This window comes from Streptomyces sp. BB1-1-1, assembly GCF_031597775.1.
In the GTDB taxonomy this organism is placed as follows: domain Bacteria; phylum Actinomycetota; class Actinomycetes; order Streptomycetales; family Streptomycetaceae; genus Streptomyces; species Streptomyces thinghirensis.
On record NZ_CP134203.1, the window covers coordinates 4,275,061 to 4,298,625 of the forward strand.

Annotated in this window: 19 protein-coding genes and 1 tRNA gene; 8 read left to right on the forward strand and 12 right to left on the reverse strand. The window is 70.8% G+C overall.

Going from position 1 to position 23,565, the window contains the following annotated elements; translation table 11 throughout:
- Nucleotides 1-79: 79 nt before the first annotated feature.
- Nucleotides 80-1,771 (forward strand): phenylacetic acid degradation protein PaaN, encoded by a 1,692-nt coding sequence (gene paaN, locus RI578_RS19615; RefSeq protein ID WP_310872285.1) that lies wholly within the window; start codon nt 80-82, stop codon nt 1,769-1,771.
- 95 nt (nt 1,772-1,866) lie between these two features.
- On the opposite strand, the gene RI578_RS19620 is transcribed toward paaN, so the two are convergent.
- The 6 genes from RI578_RS19620 to RI578_RS19645 all read right to left on the reverse strand — a co-directional run bounded on the left by RI578_RS19620 (nt 1,867) and on the right by RI578_RS19645 (nt 7,841).
- On the reverse strand, nt 1,867-2,634 hold the full coding sequence (locus RI578_RS19620) for a TrmH family RNA methyltransferase (protein WP_310872286.1): 768 nt from the start codon (nt 2,632-2,634) through the stop codon (nt 1,867-1,869).
- Entirely contained in the window at nt 2,631-3,929 is a 1,299-nt protein-coding gene (locus RI578_RS19625) for an HTTM domain-containing protein (protein ID WP_310872287.1), read from the reverse strand. Before RI578_RS19625 ends, RI578_RS19620 begins: the two co-directional genes overlap by 4 nt.
- Nucleotides 3,926-4,813 (reverse strand): DUF5819 family protein, encoded by an 888-nt coding sequence (locus RI578_RS19630; protein ID WP_310872288.1) that lies wholly within the window; start codon nt 4,811-4,813, stop codon nt 3,926-3,928. The genes RI578_RS19625 and RI578_RS19630 overlap by 4 nt, the downstream gene beginning before the upstream one ends.
- 271 nt (nt 4,814-5,084) lie before the next feature.
- Nucleotides 5,085-5,414 carry a rhodanese-like domain-containing protein gene (locus RI578_RS19635; RefSeq protein WP_210960169.1) on the reverse strand — a complete coding sequence of 110 codons (330 nt, stop codon included), beginning with the start codon at nt 5,412-5,414 and terminating at the stop codon, nt 5,085-5,087.
- Nucleotides 5,415-5,463: 49 nt separating this feature from the next.
- On the reverse strand, nt 5,464-6,315 hold the full coding sequence (locus tag RI578_RS19640) for a hypothetical protein (RefSeq protein WP_310872289.1): 852 nt from the start codon (nt 6,313-6,315) through the stop codon (nt 5,464-5,466).
- A gap of 50 nt (nt 6,316-6,365) precedes the next feature.
- On the reverse strand, nt 6,366-7,841 hold the full coding sequence (locus RI578_RS19645; protein WP_310872290.1) for a DUF2252 domain-containing protein: 1,476 nt from the start codon (nt 7,839-7,841) through the stop codon (nt 6,366-6,368).
- 381 nt (nt 7,842-8,222) lie between these two features.
- Between RI578_RS19645 and RI578_RS19650 the strand changes: the two genes are divergently transcribed.
- The gene (locus tag RI578_RS19650; RefSeq protein WP_310872291.1) at nt 8,223-9,137 is read left to right on the forward strand and encodes a carbohydrate-binding protein; all 915 of its coding nucleotides are present in this window, start codon (nt 8,223-8,225) and stop codon (nt 9,135-9,137) included.
- A 100-nt stretch (nt 9,138-9,237) separates the two neighbouring features.
- Here RI578_RS19650 and RI578_RS19655 read toward each other — a convergent pair.
- Nucleotides 9,238-9,324, reverse strand: a tRNA-Leu gene (locus RI578_RS19655).
- Between the two features lie 523 nt (nt 9,325-9,847).
- On the opposite strand from RI578_RS19655, the gene fhaA reads away from it, so the two are divergent.
- From fhaA to pknB, 6 genes are all read left to right on the forward strand, one after another.
- Complete coding sequence (gene fhaA / locus RI578_RS19660; RefSeq protein WP_310872292.1) at nt 9,848-10,729, forward strand: antibiotic biosynthesis regulator FhaA; 882 nt, start codon at nt 9,848-9,850, stop codon at nt 10,727-10,729.
- A 10-nt stretch (nt 10,730-10,739) separates the two neighbouring features.
- A complete protein-coding gene (gene fhaB / locus RI578_RS19665) occupies nt 10,740-11,258 on the forward strand; it encodes an antibiotic biosynthesis regulator FhaB (RefSeq protein WP_121748050.1) in 519 nt (172 codons plus the stop codon).
- Between the two features lie 141 nt (nt 11,259-11,399).
- Nucleotides 11,400-12,950 carry a Stp1/IreP family PP2C-type Ser/Thr phosphatase gene (locus tag RI578_RS19670; protein WP_210960170.1) on the forward strand — a complete coding sequence of 517 codons (1,551 nt, stop codon included), beginning with the start codon at nt 11,400-11,402 and terminating at the stop codon, nt 12,948-12,950.
- A 27-nt stretch (nt 12,951-12,977) separates the two neighbouring features.
- Entirely contained in the window at nt 12,978-14,414 is a 1,437-nt protein-coding gene (locus RI578_RS19675; RefSeq protein WP_310872293.1) for an FtsW/RodA/SpoVE family cell cycle protein, read from the forward strand.
- The gene (locus tag RI578_RS19680; RefSeq protein WP_310872294.1) at nt 14,411-15,883 is read left to right on the forward strand and encodes a penicillin-binding protein 2; all 1,473 of its coding nucleotides are present in this window, start codon (nt 14,411-14,413) and stop codon (nt 15,881-15,883) included. The genes RI578_RS19675 and RI578_RS19680 overlap by 4 nt, the downstream gene beginning before the upstream one ends.
- Before the next feature lie 189 nt (nt 15,884-16,072).
- Nucleotides 16,073-18,085, forward strand: a complete 2,013-nt coding sequence (pknB, locus tag RI578_RS19685; RefSeq protein ID WP_310872295.1) for a Stk1 family PASTA domain-containing Ser/Thr kinase — start codon at nt 16,073-16,075, stop codon at nt 18,083-18,085.
- A 96-nt stretch (nt 18,086-18,181) separates the two neighbouring features.
- Here the strand turns inward: pknB and RI578_RS19690 are convergent, their stop codons facing one another.
- From RI578_RS19690 to RI578_RS19710, 5 genes are all read right to left on the reverse strand, one after another.
- Entirely contained in the window at nt 18,182-18,859 is a 678-nt protein-coding gene (locus RI578_RS19690) for a hypothetical protein (protein ID WP_310872296.1), read from the reverse strand.
- A complete protein-coding gene (locus RI578_RS19695; protein WP_310872297.1) occupies nt 18,856-19,389 on the reverse strand; it encodes a hypothetical protein in 534 nt (177 codons plus the stop codon). Before RI578_RS19695 ends, RI578_RS19690 begins: the two co-directional genes overlap by 4 nt.
- Nucleotides 19,390-19,392: 3 nt before the next feature.
- Nucleotides 19,393-21,843 (reverse strand): glycoside hydrolase domain-containing protein, encoded by a 2,451-nt coding sequence (locus RI578_RS19700; RefSeq protein ID WP_310872298.1) that lies wholly within the window; start codon nt 21,841-21,843, stop codon nt 19,393-19,395.
- Nucleotides 21,844-21,957: 114 nt separating this feature from the next.
- On the reverse strand, nt 21,958-22,392 hold the full coding sequence (locus RI578_RS19705; protein WP_310872299.1) for a hypothetical protein: 435 nt from the start codon (nt 22,390-22,392) through the stop codon (nt 21,958-21,960).
- Between the two features lie 392 nt (nt 22,393-22,784).
- A complete protein-coding gene (locus RI578_RS19710; RefSeq protein WP_310872300.1) occupies nt 22,785-23,558 on the reverse strand; it encodes a class E sortase in 774 nt (257 codons plus the stop codon).
- Nucleotides 23,559-23,565: the final 7 nt, after the last annotated feature.

Sequence of the window (23,565 nt, forward strand, 5' to 3'; positions counted from 1 at the left end):
CCCCCCAGGTCCACGGACTCGACGAAGCGTCGACGCGGAGTCGACGGCGAGTCCGTGAGAGACGAGGAGTTGGTCCCGCATGGCCGCCGAACTCACCGCACACCAGCTGATCGCCCAGCACCGGCCGACCCTGGACCTGGCGCTGGAGACGATCCGCACGCGCGCGTACTGGTCCCCCCACCCCGAGCACCCCAAGGCCTACGGGGAGAACGGCAGCCTGGACATGGCCGCGGGCAAGGCCGCCTTCGACGCCCTGCTCGGCACCCGCCTCGACCTCGGCCAGCCCGGCACCGACGGCTGGGTCGGCGGCGAGGTCTCCCCGTACGGCGTCGAGCTGGGCGTGGAGTACCCGCACGCGGACCTCGACGTGCTGCTGCCCGCCATGAAGGCCGGCCAGAAGGCGTGGCGGGACGCGGGCGCGGAGCTGCGCGCGATGGTCTGCCTGGAGATCCTCCGGCGGATCGCCGACCGGACGATGGAGTTCGCCCAGGCGGTCATGCACACCTCCGGGCAGGCCTTCATGATGGCCTTCCAGGCGGGCGGCCCGCACGCGCAGGACCGCGGCATGGAGGCCGTGGCCTACGCGTACGTGGAGCAGGTCCGCACCCCCGACACGGCGGAGTGGACCAAGCCGCAGGGCAAGCGCGACCCGCTCGCGCTGACCAAGCAGTTCACGCCGGTCCCGCGCGGTATCGGCCTCGTCATCGGCTGCAACACCTTCCCGACCTGGAACGGCTACCCGGGCCTGTTCGCCTCCCTCGCCACCGGCAACGCGGTCCTGGTCAAGCCCCACCCGCGCGCGGTGCTGCCGCTCGCGCTCACCGTGCGGGTCGCCCGCGACGTCCTCACCGAGGCCGGTTTCGACCCGAACCTGGTCGCGCTGGCCGCCGAGCGCCCCGGCGAGGGCGTCGCCAAGACCCTGGCGACCCGCCCCGAGATCCGGATCATCGACTACACCGGCTCCACCTCCTTCGGCGACTGGCTGGAGGCCAACGCCCGCCAGGCCCAGGTCTTCACCGAGAAGGCCGGCGTCAACACGGTGCTCGTCGACTCCACCGACGACTACCAGGGGATGCTCGCCAACCTGGCCTTCTCCCTCTCCCTCTACAGCGGCCAGATGTGCACCACCCCGCAGAACCTGCTGATCCCCCGCGACGGCATCCGCACCGACCAGGGCCCGAAGACCTACGACGAGGTGACCGCGGACCTGGCGCGGGCCGTCGACGGACTCCTCGGCGACGACGCCCGCGCGAACGCCCTGCTCGGCGCGATCGTCAACCCGGACGTCAAGGCCCGCCTGGAGGCCGCCGCCGGACTCGGCGAGGTCGCCCTGGCCTCCCGCGAGGTGACCAACCCGGACTTCCCGGACGCGGTCGTGCGCACCCCGGTGATCGTCAAGCTGGACGGCGCCAAGCCCGACGACGAGGCCGCCTACACCAGCGAGTGCTTCGGCCCGGTCTCCTTCGCCGTCGCCGTCGACTCCGCACAGCACGCCGTGGACCTGCTGCGGCACAGCGTCCGGGAGAAGGGCGCGATGACGGTGGGCGCCTACACGACCGACGCGGAGGTCGAGCAGTCCGTGCGGGAGGCCTGCCTGGAGGAGGCGGCCCAGCTGTCCCTCAACCTCACCGGCGGGGTGTACGTCAACCAGACGGCCGCCTTCTCCGACTTCCACGGCTCGGGCGGCAACCCGGCGGCCAACGCCGCCCTGTGCGACGGGGCGTTCGTGGCCAACCGCTTCCGGGTGGTGGAGGTCCGCCGTCAGGCCTAGGGGGTGTCGTTTGGATCTTGCCGGGGTCGCGTCAGTCGCAAGGCACCGTTGCCTGGAGTCGGCCTGATCCAAACGACACCCCCTAGAACAGCCTGCTAGGACACGTGCGGTGCGCCCCCGCCGGCGCTCCAGTGGTACAGCGTCATGGCCACACTGGTCGCGAGGTTGTAGCTGGAGACCTGGGGGCGCATCGGCAGCGCCACCAGATGGTCGGCACGCGCGCGCAGCTCCCGCGACAGCCCGCTGCGCTCCGAGCCGAACGCGAGCAGCGCGTCGTCCGGCAGCTTCAGCCCGCGGATGTCCTCGCCCTCCGGGTCCAGCGCGAACACCGGCCCCGGCGGCAGCTCCGCGACCTCCAGCCGTTCCACGGCGGTCGCGAAGTGCAGCCCCGCCCCGCCGCGCACCACCGTGGGGTGCCACGGGTCGAGTGTGCCCGTGGTGACCACACCGGTCGCCCCGAAACCGGCGGCCAGCCGGATCACCGCGCCCGCGTTGCCGAGGTTGCGCGGCTGGTCGAGGACCACGACGGGCGTACGGCGGGGCGTGTGCGCCAGCGCCCGCAGGTTGGCCGCACGCGAGGGCCGTACGGCCAGGGCGGCCACGGCGGTGGGATGCGAGCGCGGCACGAGGGAGGCGTACGTCTCCTGCGGCACCTCCGCCAGCAGAGCGTCCATGGCGTCCCGCACGTCGGGCGCCAGCTCCTCGGCGAGGGCCAGGGCGCCCGCGCGGTCGGCGGTGACGGCCACCGGGACCTCGGCGCCGAAACGCAGCGCGTGCTTGAGGGCGTGGAACCCGTCCAGCAGCACACACGGTCCGGCGTGCCGGCGCCAGACGGCCGACGGGTCGAGGTCGGGGTCGGTCATGTCCGGAAGCCTACGTGCGTGTGGCCGGGGTCCTTGTCGCTCTCCGCGGCCTCCTGGGAGCGGGGCCCGGGCACCGCCGCCGTACGGCCGGCACCACCGCCCACACCACCGCTGTCGCCACGCCCGGCCGTCAGCCCGGCCGTCAGCCGGCCCGGCAGTCGGCCCAGCAGCCCGGCACGCGCGCGTACCGACCAGCCGCCCAGCCGGCGCAGGAAGGAGGTCGGTAGGAAGACCGCGTCCGCGGCGATCATCGCCAGCGAGAAGAACGGCAGCCCCAGCACCACGGCGATCACCGCGTGCTCGGCCATCATGGCGGCCAGCAGCACGTTCTTCACCCGCCGGTTGAACAGCGTGAACGGGAACGCGACCTGCACGGCGACCGTGCCGTAGGTGATGAGCATGACCATCGTGCCGTTGGCGGCCAGCGCCTCGGAGAGCGCGGGCCAGGGCGAGAAGTAGTCCAGGTTGAGCGGGTAGTAGACCGCGGTGCCGTCCTGCCAGCGTGAGCCCTGGATCTTGTACCAGCCCGCGGTCGCGTAGATCAGACAGGCCTCGGCCATGATCACGAGCAGCGCGCCGTTGTGCACGATGTTGGCGATCACGTCGAGCAGGATCCGCGGCTCACCGCCACTGGCCCAGCGCCCCACGGCCCACCACAGGCCCTGCGCGGCCCACACCGCCCACAGCAGCGCCGGAACGAACCAGTCGCCGTCCAGCCCGCCCGCCACCGTCATGGTGAGCAGCACGAAGCCGGACACCGACCACAGCGCCGGCCCGCCCCGGTCCACGACACGCTCCCCACGCGCGCGTGCCCCGCCCGCACGCCGCGCCCGGCGCGCGTCCAGCGACCACACCTGGCCGCAGCGCGTGAGCACCAGGTAGATGCTCATCAGGTGCAGGACGTTGTCGCCGCCGTCCCCCATGAAGACGCTGCGGTTCTGCAGCGAGAGCACACCGACCATGAAGATCACGGACATGGTCCGGGTCCGCCAGCCCAGCAGGAGCAGCACACTGCTCAGGACGGCCACCGCGTAGACGATCTCGAACCAGACCCGCCCGTCGGACCACATCAGCACCGTGAAGGCGCCGTTGTCCGCGATCAGCTGCTCGGCGAGGTCATGGCCCCAGGGGCTCCCGGGACCGTACAGCTCGTGGCGGTGGGGCAGTTCGCGCAGCAGGAAGAGCAGCCAGGTGGCGCTGAAGCCGATGCGGATCACGGCGGTCTGGTACGGGCCGAGCGCGGCGCCGGTGACACGGGCGATGCCCCGGGAGACCGAGCGGGCGATGCCGTTCACGCGGCGTCCCCCTCCTTCTCACCGGCAGCCACCGGCCACCAGGGCAGCTCACGGTAGGCCGGCCGGTCGGAGACCTTCTCCCCGCTCCACGAGGGCGGCTCCACGTTGGTGGTCCGGGAACGGTACTGGACGCGCTCGACGACACCGCCCGGCCCGGCGGCGGCGTTCCGGTCCAGGCGCAGGACGGCGATGCGGCGCAGATAGTCCTCGGACAGCGTGCCCCGCAGGCCCACCGGGCGGTCGTCGGAGTCGTGGGTGGCGACGAAGAAGTCCCAGGCCCGGCGGAGCTCGTTCTGCTGGGTGTGGCTCGGCAGCGGATTGCCGTCGATGCCCTGACCGTCCTCGGCGGACAGGTCGTACCAGCCGGTCGTGCGTATCGCGCCGTCCGCCGTGCTCACTTCTGCCCGGACCTGGACGGAGACGTTCTGCTGGAGCGGGTTGGGCGCGAAGAGCTTCCAGTTCTGTTCGAACTCCGGGAAGACCCACTCGTCCACCACCTCGCCGTGCTGCTTGGTGAGGGTGTTCGACGGCGCCACGTGCAGGAACACCAGGCCGAGGTGGGCGCAGACGGCGACGGCGACGACCGCGAGGGCGACCACGGCACCGACCTGGTAGCGCGGGGAGAGCGCGGAGAAACCGGTACGGGGCGCCACGATCGCCTGGCGGGGCTCCGCGGTGACCGTACGAGGGCCGCCTCCTGTGCCGACTGCCTCAGACCCGGTCCTGGTCCCGTCCGACCGATCCGACCGATCCGGCTGGTCCGGCTGGTCCGGCTGGTCTGACCGTTCCGGCTGATCCGGCTGATCCGGCTGGTCCGGTGCGCCCCGTCCCTCCTGCTCGTCCCGCCCCCGCGGGGCGTCCGAGCCTGTGTCGTACGCGTCCATTACGCCCCGTTCCGGTCCCGATCCGTCGTACCGCCCGCTCCGCCGCAGGGGTCACCCGCGCCACTCGTGCGGCTGCTCGGCAGCGTCCGAACGGGAACGGTACTCAGGACTGTCCGCCCGCACAGCCCCCGGCGGACCGACCGCGCAGTGGCCGTCACCACATCGTCACCGCGCGACGGCGCCCGCGGTGACACGGAGACGATCCGACGGCGATCCGGAGGGACGGCCCAAGGGCAACCCGGAGGGACGACCCGGAGACGACCCGAGCGGCCTAGAGAACGTGCCCCGGCTCGCCCTTCCCGTCCACCACCGGCCGGCCGGCCGCGGCCCACACCTGCATGCCGCCGTCGACGTTCACGGCGTCGATGCCCTGCTGGGCCAGATACATGGTGACCTGGGCCGAGCGTCCGCCGGAGCGGCAGATCACGTGGACCCGGGCGTCCTGCGGCGCGGCCTCGGTCAGCTCACCGTACCGGGCCACGAACTCGCTGATGGGAATGTGCAGTGCCCCGGCGGCGTGACCGGCCTGCCACTCGTCGTCCTCGCGGACGTCCAGCAGGAAGTCGCCGTCCTTGAGGTCCGTGACCTCGACCGTGGGCACACCAGCTCCAAAACTCATGCCCCAGACGCTACCCGAGCCCCCGCCCGGCTCAGTCCCGCCCGAGCACCGCCGCGAGTTCGGCCTCCCGCTCCCGCACCTGGGTCGCCAACTGCTCGGCGATCTCCTCCAGCAGCCGGTCGGGGTCGTCCGGGGCGAGCCGGAGCATGGCCCCGATCGCGCTCTCCTCCAGCTCCTTGGCGAGCAGCGTGAGCATCTCCTTGCGCCGGTCGAGCCATTCGAGGCGGACGTACAGCTCCTCGCCCCGGCTCGGGCGCCGCTCGGGCGCCGGACCGGCGGCCCACTCCTCCGCCAGCTCCCGCAGCTGCGCCGCGTCGCCACGGGCGTAGGCGGCGTTGACCCGGGTGATGAACTCCTCGCGCCGGGCCCGCTCCTCGTCCTCCTGCGCCAGGTCGGGGTGGGCCTTGCGGACCAGCTCGCGGTAGAGCTTGCGGGCCTCCTCGCCGGGCCGCACCCGCTGCGGCGGGCGTACCGCCTGGTCCGTCAGCATCGCCGTGGCCTCCGGGAACAGACCGTCCCCGTCCATCCAGCCGTTCAGCAGCTCCTCGACCCCGGGGATCGGCGTCAGCCGGGCCCGCGCCTCGTCGGCCCGGCGCCGGTCCTCGGCGTCGCCGGTGCCGGCGGCCCTGGCCTCCAGGATCTGCGCCTCCAGCTCCTCGAGCCGCGCGTACACCGGGCCGAGCCGCTGTTCGTGCAGCCGCGAGAAATTCTCGACCTCCACGCGGAAGGTCTCCAGCGCGATCTCGTACTCGATGAGTGCCTGCTCGGCGGCCCGTACGGCCTGTTCCAGCCGTTCCTCGGGACGCGGCGCACCGTCCTCGGGCGTCGCCGCCGGCTCCGCACCGGCGCCGCCACCGCTCTGCTCAGCTTCCGGGGTCGTCACCCGACCAGCGTAGGCCACACCCCGCCCGGCGCCGCCCGGCCCGGCCCGCGTCACACCCCCAGTTCCGCCGCGACCCGCCCGGCCCGCACCGCGCCCACCAGCTCCGCGTGGTCCGCCTCCGTGCGGTCGGCGTAGGCCACGGCGAAGGCCGCCACCGCCTCGTCCAGCTCGTCGTTCTTGCCGCAGTAGCCGGCGATGAGCCGCGGGTCGGCGCTGTGCGCGTGGGCGCGGGCCAGCAGGGCGCCGGTCATGCGGCCGTAGTCGTCCATCTGGTCGGCGGCCAGGGCCGTGGCGTCGACGCTGCCCTTGCGGTTGCGGAACTGCCGTACCTGGAAGGGCCGCCCGTCGACCTCCGTCCAGCCCAGCAGCATGTCGCTGACCACCTGCATCCGCTTCTGTCCCATGACCACCCGGCGCCCCTCGTGCGCGGTCTCGGGGGCGTCGAAGCCGACGGCCGCCAGGTGGGGCAGGAGCGCGGAGGGCCTGGCCTCCTTCACCTGGAGCACGAGGGGCTCGCCGCGGTGGTCCAGGAGCAGCACGACGTACGACCGTGTGCCCACGCTGCCGGTGCCGACGACCCGGAAGGCGACGTCGTGCACCGCGTACCGGGCCAGCAGCGGGAGCCGGTCCTCGGAGAGCGTGGCCAGGTACGGCTCCAGGGCGGCCGCGACCGCCGCCGCCTCGGGGTCCGTCACCCGGCGCAGCACCGGCGGGGCGTCGGCGAAGCGCCGTCCGCCGTCCTCGGTGGCCTCGGTCGACTTGGCGGCGAAGCGCCCGCTGGTGTTGGCCCGCGCCTTCTCGGCCACCCGCTCCAGCGTGCCGAGCAGGTCGTGGGCGTCGGTGTGGGAGACGAGTTCCTCGTCCGCGATGGCGTTCCAGGCGTCCAGCGCGGGGAGCTTCGCCAGCAGCCGCATGGTGCGCCGGTAGGCGCCCGCGGTGTCGTGGGCCGCCTCGCGGCAGGTGTCCTCGTCGGCGCCGGCCTCCCGGCCCGCCAGGACGATCGAGGCGGCGAGCCGCTTGAGGTCCCACTCCCAGGGGCCGTGGACGGTCTCGTCGAAGTCGTTCAGGTCGATGACCAGGCCGCCGCGGGCGTCACCGTAGAGACCGAAGTTGGCGGCGTGCGCGTCGCCGCAGATCTGGGCGCCGATCCCCGTCGTCGGCGTACGCGCCAGGTCGTACGCCATCAGCCCCGCCGACCCGCGCAGGAAGGCGAAGGGTGTGGCGGCCATCCGCCCCACCCGGATCGGGGTGAGCCCGGGGATCCGGCCGCGGTTGGACTCCTCGACCGCGCTCACCGCGTCCGGGCGGGAGGCGTCCAGGGTGAGGTCGGCGTGCGCGGACCGCGGAACGCGCGTGCGCAGCGCCTTGCCCTCGGCCTTCGGCGAGCCGCCGACGGGCCACCGCGCGAACCCCGGCACGACCGGCACCCGCACGCCCCCCTCCGGGCCCTCTACCGCGCCCGCTCCCGCGTCCGCACGCGCCCCCGTCGTCGCCTCCGCCGTCGTCCCCGCCGTCGCTTCGGTCATCGCGACCGCCCTCCCCGTACTCGTACCCGTACGCACACCCGCGCCGTACCCGTGCCGCACGGTGCCGTACCCATGTCCGCGCCGCCCCTCCCGGGCGCCGACGCGCCACGACCGTACCCCCGGGCGATCCGCCCGTACACGGGCCCCGCCCGCCCCGTTCCGCCGCCCGCATAACGCCGGGCAGGGGGCGGAACAGGAGGTGCCCGGGCCCCCACCGGCCCGCATACCGTTTCCAGCGATCACCACGGAGCGCGCCCGCCGAAGCAACGACAGCAGCCTGCCCCGCGCGGCGGGCGCGCTCCCTGTCCCCGACGTCCCGGATGTCGCACGTCCCGTCCAGCTTCCCCAGGGACCACCCCACCGAGGAGACCGAGGAACGCCATGACCTCCGACGCCCCCACCACCCCCGACGAACCCGGCACCGGGCCCGGACCGCACACCGGCCCGGGCCCCGGCACCGGCACCACCGCCGACCGCGGCATCAGCCGCAAGACGCTGCTCAGGGCGGCCGTCGCGGCCGGCACCGCCGTCCCGCTGCTCGCCACCGGCTCGATCGCGCTCGCCCGGGACGCCGCCCGCTCCGCCACCGGCGAGACCCTGCCGCCGACCCCCTTCTGCGACGACGGCGACGACCCGACGCCCGACCAGATGGAGGGCCCGTACTTCAAGCCGAACTCCCCGCCGCGCACCAACCTGGTGACCCCCGGCACCGCCGGCACCCGGCTGACCGTGAGCGGCTACGTCTTCGGCCGCAACTGCGTCCCGCTGCCCGGCGTGCTCCTCGACTTCTGGCAGGCCGACAACGCCGGCGCCTACGACATGGCCGGATACGCCTTCCGCGGCCACCAGTTCACCGACGCCACGGGCGCGTTCTCGCTGCGGACGATCGTCCCCGGCCTCTATCCGGGCCGTACCCGGCACATCCACGTCAAGGCGCAGGCACCCGGTGAACCCGTACTGACCACCCAGCTGTACTTCCCCGGCGAGCCCCGCAACAGCACGGACGCCCTCTTCGACCCCGCGCTGCTGATGAACGTCCGCGGCGCCGGCGGCGGCAAGGAGGGGAGCTTCGACTTCGTCCTGAACGTGGACGGCTATCCGGGCCCCGGCCCCACCGACCCGCCGACCGATCCGCCCACCGACCCGCCGGGCGGCACCTGGGCGGCCGGCCGCTCCTACGCCGCCGGCGACGGGGTGACGTACGGCGGCGGCTCCTACCGCTGCCTCCAGGCGCACACCTCGATGGCGGGCTGGGAGCCGCCCAACGTGCCGGCCCTGTGGCGCCGGGAGTCCTGAGACCTTCCTCACAGCGCACCGCGGCTCCACGGCGCCCCCACAGCGCCCGCGTCCGAGCATGCGAAAGCCCCCCAGGTCCGAGACCTGGGGGGCTTCCGGCTGGTGCGCGAGGGGGGAGTTGAACCCCCACGCCCTTGCGGGCACTGGAACCTGAATCCAGCGCGTCTGCCTATTCCGCCACCCGCGCATTGGGTGTGTCCTCGGGGCCTTTCCTTGCGGTCCGGCGCCTTCCGACACGAGAACATTAGCACGCTGGAACGGGTGGATTCACATCCCTTTCCAGGCGGGGGCAGGCCGCGCGCGAGGCCCCCGGAGCAGGGCGCCCGCCCTCCTTCGGGCACTCGGGCACTCGTATCGGCCCGTGTCCGTTCACGTATCAACCTCGTACCGGTCCGGCCCGTCTCCCCAGGAGCCGGTAGGGGTCCACAGTCAGGTGCGGGACACTGGTCTGCGGCCGCCTCTACGATCCTGGGCATGAGTACCTGCGGGAGAGCATCCCGAAGGACCCCGAGAGTTCGAAGGTGAGCTCCGGCGGGAACTCCGAGAGGCGTCGACACCGTCGACCGGGCCGACAGGGGGAACCAGCCGATCGACCGGCGCGTGGATACGATCAGTAAGCAGTACCAAGTAAGCAGTGCGCGGGTGAGCGGTACACGCGTAAGCAGTACGCAAGGCAGTGGACAGGACGGCAGCGACGGAGGAGGTGCCCCATGGGAGTCCTGAAGAAGTTCGAGCAGCGTCTCGAAGGTCTGGTCAACGGCACCTTCGCGAAGGTGTTCAAGTCCGAGGTGCAGCCCGTGGAGATCGCGGGAGCGCTCCAGCGCGAATGCGACAACAACGCGACCATCTGGAACCGCGACCGCACCGTCGTACCCAATGACTTCATCGTGGAACTGAGCACGCCCGACTTCGAGCGCCTCAGCCCCTACTCCGGCCAGCTCGGCGACGAGCTCGCCGGCATGGTCCGCGACTACGCCAAGCAGCAGCGCTACACCTTCATGGGACCGATCAAGGTCCACCTGGAGAAGGCGGACGACCTCGACACCGGTCTGTACCGGGTGCGCAGCCGTACGCTCGCCTCCTCCAGCAGCCACCAGGGCGGCCCGGCGCCCGCGGGCCCCACCGCACCCCCTGCCCCCACCGGGCGGCCCAGCGGCCCGGGCGGTGGCTACGGCTACCCACCGGCCGCCGCCCCCGCGGGCGCCCCACCCATGCCGGCCGCGCCGCCACCCGGCGGACGCCCCGGCGGATACGGCTACCCGCAGCCCGCGGGCGGCCAGCAGCCCCCGGCCGCACCCGCGGCCGGCGGACGCACCCGCCACTGGATCGAGATCAACGGCACCCGCCATCAGATCTCCCGCGCGACGCTCGTGCTCGGACGCAGCACCGAGGCCGACGTGCGGATCGACGACCCCGGCGTCTCCCGCCGGCACTGCGAGATCCGGACCGGAACGCCCTCGACGATCCAGGATCTCGGGTCCACCAACGGCATCGTGGTGGACGGGCAGCACACCACCCGCGCTACGCTCCGCGACGGCTCGCGGATCGTCGTGGGCAGCACCACCGTTATCTATAGGCAAGCCGAAGGGTGATCCGGGGGCAATGTCAGAGCTGACCCTCACGGTCATGCGGCTGGGTTTTCTCGCCGTATTGTGGCTGTTCGTGATCGTGGCCGTGCAGGTCATCCGCAGCGACCTGTTCGGCACGCGGGTCACCCAGCGCGGAGCGCGGCGCGACGCCGCCCGACCGCAGCAGGCCGCCGCGCGCCAGGGCCAGGCGCCTCCACCGCAGCGCCAACAGCAGAGCGGCGGCCGGGGACGCCGCGGCGCTCCCACCAAGCTGGTCGTGACGGAGGGCACCCTCACCGGCACCACCGTTGCCCTCCAGGGCCAGACCATCACGCTCGGCCGGGCACACGACTCGACGATCGTGCTGGACGACGACTACGCCTCCAGCCGCCATGCCAGGATCTACCCCGACCAGAACGGCCAGTGGATCGTCGAGGACCTGGGCTCCACCAACGGCACCTACCTGGACCGGTCCCGGCTGACGACCCCCACACCGATCGGGCCGGGGTCGCCGATCCGCATCGGCAAGACCGTCATCGAGCTGCGGAAGTAGTGCTACACCAATGAATGAGCGCGAGCGGAGCGAGCACGCAGCGGCGGCCGGCACCCCGGGCCCCGGCGCGCTCCCGACCGGAGGGTGGGCAGTGTGGCTCGACACGACCGGCTGTACCCGGAGCCGACGGGCGAGGTGCGCATGAGTCTGTCACTGCGCTTCGCCGCCGGATCGCACAAGGGCATGATCCGGGAGGGCAACGAGGACTCCGGTTACGCCGGTCCCCGCCTGCTCGCCATCGCCGACGGCATGGGCGGCCAGGCCGCCGGCGAGGTCGCCTCCTCCGAGGTGATCTCCACCATCGTCGCCCTCGACGACGACGTGCCCGGCTCCGACATCCTCACCTCCCTCGGCACCGCCGTGCAGCGCGCCAACGACCAGCTCCGGCAGATGGTCGAGGAGGACCCCGCCCTCGAGGGCATGGGCACCACCCTCACCGCCCTGCTCTGGACCGGCCAGCGCCTCGGCCTCGTCCACGTCGGCGACTCCCGCGCCTACCTCCTGCGCGACGGCGTCCTCACGCAGATCACGCAGGACCACACCTGGGTGCAGCGCCTGGTCGACGAGGGCCGCATCACCGAGGAGGAGGCCGGCACCCACCCGCAGCGCTCCCTGCTGATGCGCGCGCTCGGCAGCGGCGACCACGTCGAGCCCGACCTGTCCATCCGCGAGGTCAGGGCCGGCGACCGCTACCTCATCTGCTCCGACGGACTCTCCGGCGTCGTCTCCCACCAGACGATGGAGGACACCCTCGCCAGCTACCAGGGCCCCCAGGAGACCGTCCAGGAGCTGATCCAGCTCGCCCTGCGCGGCGGCGGCCCCGACAACATCACCGTCATCATCGCCGACGTCCTCGACCTGGACACCGGTGACACCCTCGCCGGCCAGCTCTCCGACACCCCGATCGTGGTCGGCGCCGTCGCCGAGAACCAGGCCCAGTTCGGCGACAACGGCATCATGCAGACCCCGGCCGGCCGCGCCGCCGGACTCGGCCGCCAGGGCGGCGGACAGCGCGGCGGAGGCGGCGAGTTCGGCCCGCCCGGCAGCGGCGACACCACCGGCTACATCCCGGCCGGCGGCTTCGACGACTACGGCCCCGACGACTTCGCCAAGCCCCGCAAGAGCCGCAAGTGGCTGAAGAGATCCCTCTACACCGTGCTCGCCCTCGCCGTCATCGGCGGCGGCACGTACGGCGGCTGGCGCTGGACGCAGACCCAGTACTACGTCGGCACCAACAACGACCACCTCGCGCTGTACCGGGGCATCAGCCAGGACCTCGCCTGGGTCTCCCTCTCGAAGATCCAGAAGGATCACCCCGAGATCGAACTCAAGTACCTGCCGCCCTACCAGCAGAAACTGGTCGAGGCCACCATCCCCGAGAGCGACCTGGCCGACGCCCGGGCGAAGATCGAGGAACTGGCGGTGCAGGCCTCCGCCTGCAAGAAGCAGGCCGACCGGCGCACCGCGGAGACCGAGAAGAACGCGAAGACGGGCGAGGGCGAGGCCGGAGGCACCACGGGAACCACACCCGCCTCCTTCACGTCCAAGGCCTCACCGACCCCGAACCCCTCGGGATCACCGAAGGCCCCTGAATCGTCCGAGTCCCCGTCCACGACCGCACCCACTCCAGGCTCAGGACCGACCCTCTCGGAGGAAGAGCAGAAGGTCGTCTCGCTGTGCGGTAAGCAGTAGGCAAGCCGTGAGAGGCCCTGTCACACGATGAGCAGTTCTACCAACTCGCCGACGCACCACACGTCCACGATCGGCGCCATCGGCGCCCCGAGCCGGCGCAACACCGAGCTGGCTCTGCTCGTGTTCGCCGTCCTGATCCCGGTCTTCGCCTACGCCAACGTGGGCCTGGCCATCAACGACGAGGTGCCCGCCGGCCTGCTGAGCTACGGCCTCGGCCTCGGCCTCCTGGCCGGCGTCGGCCACCTCGTCGTGCGCAAGTTCGCGCCGTACGCGGACCCGCTGATGCTGCCCCTGGCCACCCTGCTCAACGGACTGGGACTCGTCGCCATCTGGCGCCTCGACCAGTCCGAACTCCTCCAGGAGATCGAGCAGGCCGGCACCGCCGCGCCCCGGCAGCTGATGTACACCGCGATGGGCATCGCCCTGTTCGTCGCCGTGCTGATCTTCCTCAAGGACCACCGCGTCCTGCAGCGCTACACCTACATCTCCATGGTCACCGCGCTGCTCCTCCTGCTGCTCCCGCTGGTGCCGGGCCTCGGCAAGAACATCTACGGCGCCAAGATCTGGATCCAGGTCGGCTCCTTCTCCATCCAGCCCGGAGAGTTCGCCAAGATCGTCCTGGCGATCTTCTTCGCCGGCTACCTGATGGTGAAGCGCGACGCGCTCGCACTCGCCAGCCGCCGCTTCATGGGCCTCTACCTGCCCCGCGGCCGCGACCTCGGCCCCATCCTGGTCGTCTGGATGGTCTCGATCCTCATCCTGGTCTTCGAGACCGACCTCGGCACCTCGCTGCTGTTCTTCGGCATGTTCGTGATCATGCTGTACGTCGCCACCGAGCGGACCAGCTGGATCGTCTTCGGCCTGCTGATGTCCGCCGTCGGCGCCGTCGGCGTCGCCAGCTTCGAGCCGCACATCCAGCAGCGCGTCGACGCCTGGCTCGACCCGATGCGCGAGTACACGCTCTCCCGCGCCGGCCAGGTTGGCCACTCCGAGCAGGCCATGCAGGCCCTGTGGGCCTTCGGCTCCGGCGGCACCCTCGGCACCGGCTGGGGCCAGGGCCACTCCGAGCTCATCCGGTTCGCCGCCAACTCCGACTTCATCCTCGCCACCTTCGGCGAGGAACTCGGCCTGGCCGGCCTCATGGCCCTGCTCCTGCTCTACGCGTTGATCGTGGAACGCGGCGTGCGCACCGCCCTCGCCGCCCGCGACCCGTTCGGCAAGCTCCTCGCCATCGGCCTCTCCGGCGCCTTCGCCCTCCAGGTCTTCGTCGTCGCCGGCGGCGTGATGGGCCTCATCCCGCTCACCGGCATGACGATGCCCTTCCTCGCCTACGGAGGCTCCTCCGTCATCGCCAACTGGGCCCTGATCGGCATCCTGCTGCGCATCAGCGACACCGCCCGCAGGCCGGCCCCCGCCGCTCCCGCCAACCCGGACGCCGAGATGACCCAGGTGGTCCGACCGTGAACAAGCCACTGCGCCGAATCGCGATCTTCTGCGGCCTCCTCGTCCTCACCCTGCTCATCCGCGACAACTGGCTCCAGTACGTCCAGGCGGACGAGCTCAAGGAGGACGAGCACAACCGCCGCGTCGCCATCGAGCGGTACGCCAGCCCGCGCGGCGACATCATCGTCGACGGCCAGGCCATCACCGGCCACGCCACCACCAAGGGCGACTTCAAGTACAAGCGCACCTACAAGGACGGCGCCATGTGGGCGCCCGTCACCGGCTACGTCTCCCAGGCCTACGGCGCCACCCAGATCGAGGCCATCAACGACGGCATCCTCACCGGCAACGACGACCGGCTCTTCTTCCGCAACACCCTCGACATGATCACCGGCAAGAGGCGCGAGGGCGGCAACGTCGTCACCACCCTCAACAGCGCCGCCCAGAAGGCCGCCTACGACGGCCTGAAGAAGCAGGGCGCCAAGGGCGCCGTCGTGGCGCTCGAACCGTCCACCGGCAAGATCCTCTCGATGGCCTCCTACCCGTCGTACGACCCCACCTCGATCGCCGGCAGCAACGAGGCGGCCGGCGAGGCCTGGAACAGGCTCCAGAAGAAGAACAACCCCGACGACCCGATGCTCAACCGCGCCCTGCGCGCGGTGTACCCGCCCGGCTCCACCTTCAAGGTGCTCACCGCGGCCGCCGCCCTGGAGCACGGGCTGTACGACTCGGCGGACGAGAAGACCGACTCCCCCCTGCCCTGGACGATGCCCGGCACCACCACCGAGCTGCCCAACGAGGGCGACCTCCCCTGCGAGGACGCCACCCTCCGCGAGGCTCTCCGCGTGTCCTGCAACACCGTCTTCGGCAAGGTCGGCTCCGACCTCGGCAACGAGAAGATGCTCGAGACGGCCAAGAAGTTCGGCTTCACCGAGGAGCAGTTCGTCCCCGTGCGCTCCAGCAGCTCCGTCTTCTCGGACGACATGGCGCCCTCGGAGGTCGCACTGTCCTCCATCGGCCAGTTCAACACCGCCGCGACCCCGCTGCAGATGGCCATGGTCACCTCGGCGATCGCCAACAACGGCACCCTGATGAAGCCGTACATGGTCGACGAACTCCAGGCCCCCAACCTCGACACCATCGAGAAGACGGACCCCGAGGAGATGAGCGAGCCGCTCTCCGCGGACAACGCCCAGATCCTCCAGGACATGATGGAGACCGTCGTCGAGGACGGCACGGGAACCAACGCGCAGATCGACGGCGTCACCGTGGGCGGCAAGACCGGTACGGCGCAGCACGGTGTGGACAACAAGGAGAACCCCTACGCCTGGTTCATCTCGTACGCCAAGGGCGAGGACGGCGGCTCGCCCGTCGCCGTGGCCGTGGTGATCGAGGACGAGAACGCCGTCCGTGACGACATCTCCGGCGGCGGGCTCGCGGCGCCGATCGCGAAGGACGTGATGGAGGCCGTTCTGGAGAGCAAGAAGTGACCACGAACTGAACAGGACGTGACTCCGGTCACGTCCCCTTCACATAGGCGCACGTTGCGATACCGGTCCTGTATCGGGTATCGGGCTTGGCCAGGTCACCCGGAGCGAGCCGGGTACGGTAGGCCGGACGGCAGCCTCCGACCGTACAAGCATGCCGGTCGGGACCGACGGAGAGGGCTGGTAGTAACCATGGAAGAGCCGCGTCGCCTCGGCGGCCGGTACGAGCTGGGCCCGGTGCTCGGCCGTGGTGGCATGGCGGAGGTTTACCACGCGCATGACACCCGGCTCGGACGCCAGGTGGCGGTGAAGACGCTGCGCGCGGACCTCGCGCGCGACCCGTCCTTCCAGGCCCGCTTCCGCCGGGAGGCCCAGTCGGCCGCCTCGCTCAACCACCCCGCGATCGTGGCGGTCTACGACACGGGCGAGGACTACATCGACAACGTGTCGATCCCGTACATCGTGATGGAGTACGTCGACGGCTCCACGCTCCGTGAGCTGCTCCACTCCGGCCGCAAGCTGCTGCCGGAGCGGACGCTGGAGATGACCATCGGCATCCTCCAGGCGCTGGAGTACTCGCACCGGGCCGGCATCGTCCACCGCGACATCAAGCCGGCCAACGTCATGCTGACGCGGGGCGGCCAGGTCAAGGTCATGGACTTCGGCATCGCCCGCGCCATGGGCGACTCCGGCATGACGATGACGCAGACCGCCGCGGTGATCGGCACCGCCCAGTACCTCTCTCCGGAGCAGGCCAAGGGCGAGCAGGTCGACGCACGCTCCGACCTGTACTCCACGGGCTGCCTCCTCTACGAGCTGCTCACGGTGCGGCCGCCCTTCGTCGGCGACTCCCCGGTCGCCGTCGCCTACCAGCACGTTCGCGAGGAACCGCAGGCGCCCAGCGTCTTCGACCCCGAGATCACGCCCGAGATGGACGCGATCGTGCTGAAGGCCCTGGTCAAGGACCCCGACTACCGCTACCAGTCGGCCGACGAGATGCGCGCCGACATCGAGGCCTGCCTCGACGGCCAGCCGGTCGGCGCCACCGCCGCGCTCGGCGCCATGGCCGCGGGCGGCTACGGCGCCTACCCCGACGACCAGCCGACCACCGCCCTGCGCTCGGACGCGGGCGGCGGCGCCACGACCATGCTGCCGCCCATGAACCCGGACGACGGCGGCTACGGCTACGACGACCGCCCCGACCGGCGCCGCCAGCAGCCGCGCAAGTCGAACACCTCCACGATCTTCCTGATCCTGGCCGGCATCCTCGTCCTCGTGGGCGCGATCCTGATCGGCAAGTACGCGTTCAGCGGGGACGGCGGCCCGGGCAACGACAAGGTCGACGTGCCGGCCTTCGTCGGCCAGACCAGAGCCGACGCCGAGCAACTGGCCACCAACGCCGACCTGGAACTGGCCTTCACGCAGAAGCCCTGCGAGGACCAGAAGAAGGGCAGCATCTGCTCGCAGGACCCCGCGCAGGGCACCAGCGTGGAAAAGAAGTCCACCGTCAACCTGGTCGTCTCGACCGGCGCCCCCAAGGTCGCCGTGCCGAACGTCATCGACAAGAACGTCGACGAGGCCACCCAGCGGCTCAAGGACAAGGGCTTCGAGGTCGAGACCAAGCAGACCGAGTCCTCCCAGGACGAGGGCACCGTCCTCAGCCAGGACCCCGACCCGGGCAGCGAGCTGGAGAAGGGCTCCACGGTGACCCTGGAGGTCGCCAAGGCCGAGGCGAAGGCCACGGTGCCGGACGTCGTCGGCCGCAGCTGCGACGAGGCCAAGGCCCAGATGGAGAACAACGACCTCGAAGCCACCTGCACGGACCAGCCGACGACCGACCCGAACCAGGACGGCAAGGTCATCTCCACGACGCCCGCGGCGAACACGCAGGTCGACAAGGGCTCCTCGGTGCAGATCTTCGTGGGCAAGGTCGCGGAAAAGACGAAGGTTCCGGAGATCAAGCTCGGGACCCCGCTGGGTCAGGCCAAGCAGACCCTGCAGCAGGCCGGCTTCACCAACATCCAGGTTTCCGGTCCCGACGACGACAACGCCCTGGTGATACAGCAGAACCCGCCGGCGGGCACCGAGGTCGACGACCCGGCCGCCACCCCGATCACTCTCACCACCGCGGGCAACGGCGGCAACAACGGCGGCGGTAACAACGGCGGCGGCGGCTTCATCGGCGGCCTTCGCGGCGACGACTGACGCACCCCCGGCAACTCAGCGCTACGGCGAAAGCCCCGGCCCTCCGAGCGGAGGGACCGGGGCTCACGTCTGCGCGGAACGAGCTGCCCGCTCCCCTTACGCCGAGCGCCGGGCGAAGGCCCGGGCCTTCTTGCGCCGCGCGGGGTCGAACGCGTCCGTGGCACCGGCGCCCTCGTCGCCCGGGCCCTTCTGCCAGCCGCCGATCTTGCGGGCGACTCCCTTCAGCCGCGGGTGTCCGGGCTTGACGGCGATCTCGAAGTGGGACTCCTTCACCGGCTTGAAGTCCCCACCCCAGGCGACCACGCCGTCCAGCTCGGCGAGGATGTCCCGCACCACGACGAGTTCGTTCGGGTACAGGCCGTCCTTGGCACCGAGCGGGTACGAGAGAGGGCGGACGGCGATCGCCGTACCGGACAGGTAGTTCGACTCGTACTCCGCCGAGACCCCGCGTTCGTCCACCCATCCGTGGACGTCGCCGTCCCGCAGCGTGCCGATCTCGTAGTGGAACCGGCGCGCCACGTGCAGCAGGACCACGGCGGCGTCACCGCCGGCGAGTCTGACCTTCTGGTCGCTGCCCTCGATACCGAACGACTCCGCTTCCGCCAGGACGGGCCAGCCGTTGCCGGTGCGGTCCTTGGTCCAGGAACCGGCGGCACCGGTCCCTTCGGCCGCGGCGGCCTGTCCGGCGTGCAGCAGCGGGCCCAGGGCCGCCGTACCCGCCGCGCCGGCCGTGACTCCGACGAAACGCCGCCTCGTCAGTTCGCCCAACTTCATCTGTCTCTCCTTGGTCTCAGAGCAGTCACCACCGCGGCAGCGAGGCACAGCACGCCGATCGCCGCCAGCAGGGCGAAGAACACAATGGCCGGATTGACCCAGGAGGGAACAAGATCGAAGTTCTCGTTGCACTTGCTGTGCAGCGGGAACCAACGGCTGAACTCTTCCGCGTGCGCTTCCCGGTAGGCGTCGTCGTAGCGGACGCCGTGACCGTGGACGCAGGCCTCCTCGACGTCCAGTCCCCCGGAGAGGATCCCGGTCAGGTAGGCGACCGCGAATCCGCCGACACCGGTCGACACGCAGGCCACGCCCAGGGACAGCCAGGTCCGGGGCTGCGCCCATCTGCCCTCGCGGACGGCCCGGACACCACTGCGGCCTCCGGCGACCATGCCGAGGCACAGGATCGCGACCACGGCGGCCACGACGAGGCCGCCGGTGCCGAGCAGAAGAAGCAGCGCGATGCCCATCGCGGCAAGCCCGCCGAGGTAGGCGAGCCGCTCGGGCCGGAAGGTCTTGTTCCCCTGAGTCATGCGTCAGCCCTTGGCGGAACGCCAGGCAGTACGGCTACGGGCTGCCTTGAGGAAGGCCTCGTGGTTGGACCGGTACTGCGCCGCCTTGGTCTTCTCCATGCCCATGCGGGCGAGAAGAGCGTCCACGAATCCCTGCTCGAAGTTCTGGAGCTTGTCGAAACCACCCGGAGCATTCTGGTAGACGGCTGGCAGCACCGCACCCTGGAGGCTGATGAGCTGCTTCCGAGCCGGGCCCAGGACGGTGTCGGACGCGGTCAGGGCGTTGTGGGCGGACTGCTTGCAGTCGGTGGCGTTGCCCCAGCGCTGGGTGAAGTAGTCGTTGAAGCGACTCAGACCGCCGCCATTCTGCTGGTACAGCTCCTCGACGGCCTCGACGACGGTCTTGTTGTTGCGGACCGCGCGGGCGATCAGGTAGCCGTCGGCGTCCTCGATGAGGTCGTTGAAGCCGAACGAGGAAGACACTCCGGGCACGGCGAGCTTGGCGTGGCAGAACGCGAGGGGATCGGCGTACTCCGTCTCGGAGTTCCGCCAGTCCGACCAGAACGTCATCAGGTCGCCGGCCCAGCCGCCGACGTCACCACCGTTGGCACCCTGCCTGTCGGACGGCTGGTCCGTCAGGAGGTGGGCGTTGGCCGTGGCCATCATGTGCTCGGCGCCCAGGTCGTAGCCGGTGAAGGGGTCCTTGAAGGTCTTCTTGACGGACATGCCGCGGGCGTTGCAGTAATCGACGAATCCCGTGTCGTACGCGCCGATCAGGTACCACCAGCCGATCTTGTTCAGCGTGTCCTTGTTGCCGTACTCGTGGTGGCGGATGTACTCCATCACGAGCTGGCTGCGCTTCTGCCCGCTGGCTCCGTAGGAGCCGGCCAGGTCGTACAGCTTCTGGACGTAGCTGATGAAGTCGTCCGCCGGTCCGGCCTTGTCGTTGACCGAGGACACACCACGGTCGAGGCCGGATACGACGTCGCGGTCGAGATCGAAGGAGTCGGTCCCGTTCTGGACCTTGAACTCCTTGATCTGGTTGAACGACCAGTTCCTGGGGATCGGGAAGCCGAGGTTGCCGGAGAACCCCCAGGACATCCCGGAGACGAAGGAGTACCGGGCGAACGTCTTGTTGGTGACGTTGATACAGACGTTGCGGGAGCCGTAGACGCCGTGGTTGTACTTCTTGCCCTTGCTGGCGAGGGCGGCCTGCACGCCGTGGAAGTAGACGATGATGCCCTTCGGGGAGCCGTCGATGGCCTCCTGGGTGGCGTCGTAGTCGACGGCGAAGTAGATGGTGGTGCCGGGGTTGAAGCCGTATCCGCTGGCCAACTCGTGGGCGTTCAGGCCGTGCTGGTAGCCGTTGGCGTAGGTGAAGTCGTCCAGTTCCCGGGCGTTGTCCTGATAGATGGGGAAGACGCGCAGCCCGTGCGAGAAGATCGTGTCCAGTTCCCCGGGCTTGATCTCCTTGTCCAGCGTGGAACCCGGCGGGTCGTAGATGTAGCGGCCCACGACCTCGTACCCGTGGTCCTTGAGCCACTTCGCGCGCGACGGGGTGATCTCGTAGCGCGTGTCCGAACCCGTGGCCGGCCGGTCGGGGTCCCCCATGGAGACCAGGAGCTGGGACCAGGTCTGGAAGTCACCGTCCCCGTTGACGCTGAGCTTGTTGAACTTCTGGAAGGCGCGGATCCACTCGGCGAGCTTGGCGTCGAAGGAGGAACGCCAGGTGGTGCGGACCTCGTTGGATTCGGCGTCGTAGGTGGGGGAGTTGAAGACACAGGCGGCGGAGAATATCTGGACCAGGGTGCCCGAGGCGCCCTGGGCGACGGGGTGGGAGCGCAGAGCCGCCTGCGTGCCGGGACCGAAGTTCCCGTTCGGACCGGCGATCCCCAGCTCGTACTGGAGGGCGATCATGAGGGACTTCTGCACGTCCCGGGAGTAGATCCCGTCCGCGGGCCCGATCGTGTAGGCGCTCTTGTTCCAGTAGCGCCCGTTGAGCCACTGCTGGATGCCGCGGATCTCCTCACTGCCGCCCGCGACGACGACGTAGGCGTCCATGTTGAGGATCGCCTTGATGATCTTCGCGTTGAGGGTGCCCTCCCCCTCGGGCAGGCCCATGTTGGAGCGGAGCTGCTTGACGGCTTCCCGGGTGACGCCGGTGAACCAGCCCTCGCTCTCCGGCTCGACGGCCCAGTAGCCCTTGCACCACATGCCGAACTGGACACAGGCCAGCAGGTCTCTGTTCTCCTCCCAGCCGAAGCCGATCTCGCCCAGGGCCTCCACGCGGGAGTAGGTCCCCGGGCCGAAGTTGGCGACGACCGGGCTGATGCCGAGTTCGTGCTGGAGGCCCATGGTCAGGCTGTACATGGTCGCCCAGCCGGTACGGCCGTCTTCGGGGCAGCGCTGGTAGCCGGCGATGCTTCCGTACTTCTCGTTGACCCACTTCTGAGCTCTGAGGACTTGCTGATCCACGCGGGATCCTCTCTGCGAGATGGGAAGGCGGCGGGACGGCTGCTCGGGCAGGGTGCGGGCCCGTGTGCGCGCGTCCCGGATCGGGGCCGGGGGACCGGCCCGGACCGTCACAGATCAGCAGCGCGGCCCGTAGCTGCGCTTGCCGTTGATCAGCCAGGTGGTGTCCTTCTCGTTCCGCAACATGTACGCGGCCGTGAAGCAGCCGGTGTCGGTGATGCGGATCGGACCGGCGTACGAGGCGTAGTCACCGTGGTCGGTGCCGCACCCCGCCCCGCTGGTCTTGCCGGGGCAGACGTGGAAGTACATCTCGTTCGCCCCTCCCGGCGTCCCGTTGTAGAAGACGACGCACAGGTATCCGGTGCCGCCCGCGTAGGCGACCATGTCGCCGTCGTCGTTGCCGCCGTCGCCCGGCAGACGGCCGTCGACGTAGGCGATGGTCTGGTACGGGCCACCGCACGGATTCGACGCGGCCTGGGCCGGAGCCGCGCTCAGGGGAAGGAGGGCGGCGGCGAGCGCGAATATGCCGGCGCCCAGAGACTTCTTGTTCATGCGGGAGTTCCTCTTGACTTGTTTTCGGGCATGGCGGAGCGGCCCCGGGAAGGCCGGAGCGCTTCTCTACCGTTGAATCGGGCGTGACCCGGCTCGACGAGCCGGTCGGCAGCGGACCCCGGAGCTCCGGGGACGGTCGCCCGGGGATGGCCCGCACGCGTTCCACCGCGGCCATGAGTACGAGGAGTTGCGGTGTGCCGCGTCAGCGGCCTGGATCCGATGAGGCCCGCGCACGGCGGGCCGGCGGCAGACGGCATCCACAAAAGCTCTTCCCCCAGGTGGTCAGCCCGAAGATCACCCTACCGAACTTGCCGGACATGACAAGAAAGGGGCATTGCCGTCGCAACGGCCGCATTCACGTCCTCGTGCGCGGTGGCGGCGGGGAACAGCGGTCAGCGCAACTCCGCCGGCGGAGTCCGCTCCCCGTCCACCTTCTCCGTGCGCACCAGTTCCCCCCACACCACGTACCGGTACCGGCTCGTGTACACCGGTGTGCAGGTCGTCAGCGTGATGTAGTGGCCGGCCTTCTTCCTGCCGGACTCCTCGGGGACCGCGTCGAGGACCTTGACGTTGAACTTCGACGTCTCGGGAAGGACCGCGTAGGTCTTGTAGACGTACCACTTGTCCTTCGTCTCGAAGACGATCGGGTCGCCCTTCTCGATCTTGTCGATGTTGTGGAACTTCGCCCCGTGCCCGTCCCGGTGCGCCGCCAGCGAGAAGTTGCCCTTCTTGCCCGAGGTCGGCAGCGCCGACTTGACCGGGTCGGTGTAGTAGCCGGCCACGCCGTCGTTGAGGATCTTCATCGACGTGCCCTTCTCCACCAGGATGTCGCCGTTCCCCATCGCCGGCACGTGCAGGAAGCCGATGCCCGCCCTGGTGTCCAGCTCCCCCGGACCGTCCGGACCGACCCGGTCCTCGGCCCAGTTGTCGCGGACCTTGTCGGCCTGCTCGTCCGCCGCGCGGTCGGCGACCACGTTCGTCCACCACAGGGAGTAGACGACGAACAGGCCGAGCACCAGGCCCGCGGTGATCAGGAGCTCGCCGAAGACGCTGACGGCCAGCGCGACGATCCGCCCCGGACCACGACCGCGGCGGCGTGCCGCGGGCTCCGGTGGGCCGTCCGCGCCGGTCTGCTCTTCGTGCTCCGTGTCGGTGGTCGCTGCCACTGGTCAT

What these genes read in the sequence shown, in the direction of transcription:
- paaN (WP_310872285.1), top strand. Translation starts at nt 80, where the DNA reads ATGGCCGCCGAACTCACCGCACACCAGCTGATCGCCCAGCACCGGCCG.
- RI578_RS19620 (WP_310872286.1), bottom strand. Translation starts at nt 2,634, where the DNA reads ATGACCGACCCCGACCTCGACCCGTCGGCCGTCTGGCGCCGGCACGCC.
- RI578_RS19630 (WP_310872288.1), bottom strand. Translation starts at nt 4,813, where the DNA reads ATGGACGCGTACGACACAGGCTCGGACGCCCCGCGGGGGCGGGACGAG.
- RI578_RS19645 (WP_310872290.1), bottom strand. Translation starts at nt 7,841, where the DNA reads ATGACCGAAGCGACGGCGGGGACGACGGCGGAGGCGACGACGGGGGCG.
- RI578_RS19650 (WP_310872291.1), top strand. Translation starts at nt 8,223, where the DNA reads ATGACCTCCGACGCCCCCACCACCCCCGACGAACCCGGCACCGGGCCC.
- fhaA (WP_310872292.1), top strand. Translation starts at nt 9,848, where the DNA reads ATGGGAGTCCTGAAGAAGTTCGAGCAGCGTCTCGAAGGTCTGGTCAAC.
- fhaB (WP_121748050.1), top strand. Translation starts at nt 10,740, where the DNA reads ATGTCAGAGCTGACCCTCACGGTCATGCGGCTGGGTTTTCTCGCCGTA.
- RI578_RS19670 (WP_210960170.1), top strand. Translation starts at nt 11,400, where the DNA reads ATGAGTCTGTCACTGCGCTTCGCCGCCGGATCGCACAAGGGCATGATC.
- RI578_RS19675 (WP_310872293.1), top strand. Translation starts at nt 12,978, where the DNA reads ATGAGCAGTTCTACCAACTCGCCGACGCACCACACGTCCACGATCGGC.
- pknB (WP_310872295.1), top strand. Translation starts at nt 16,073, where the DNA reads ATGGAAGAGCCGCGTCGCCTCGGCGGCCGGTACGAGCTGGGCCCGGTG.
- RI578_RS19690 (WP_310872296.1), bottom strand. Translation starts at nt 18,859, where the DNA reads ATGAAGTTGGGCGAACTGACGAGGCGGCGTTTCGTCGGAGTCACGGCC.
- RI578_RS19695 (WP_310872297.1), bottom strand. Translation starts at nt 19,389, where the DNA reads ATGACTCAGGGGAACAAGACCTTCCGGCCCGAGCGGCTCGCCTACCTC.
- RI578_RS19705 (WP_310872299.1), bottom strand. Translation starts at nt 22,392, where the DNA reads ATGAACAAGAAGTCTCTGGGCGCCGGCATATTCGCGCTCGCCGCCGCC.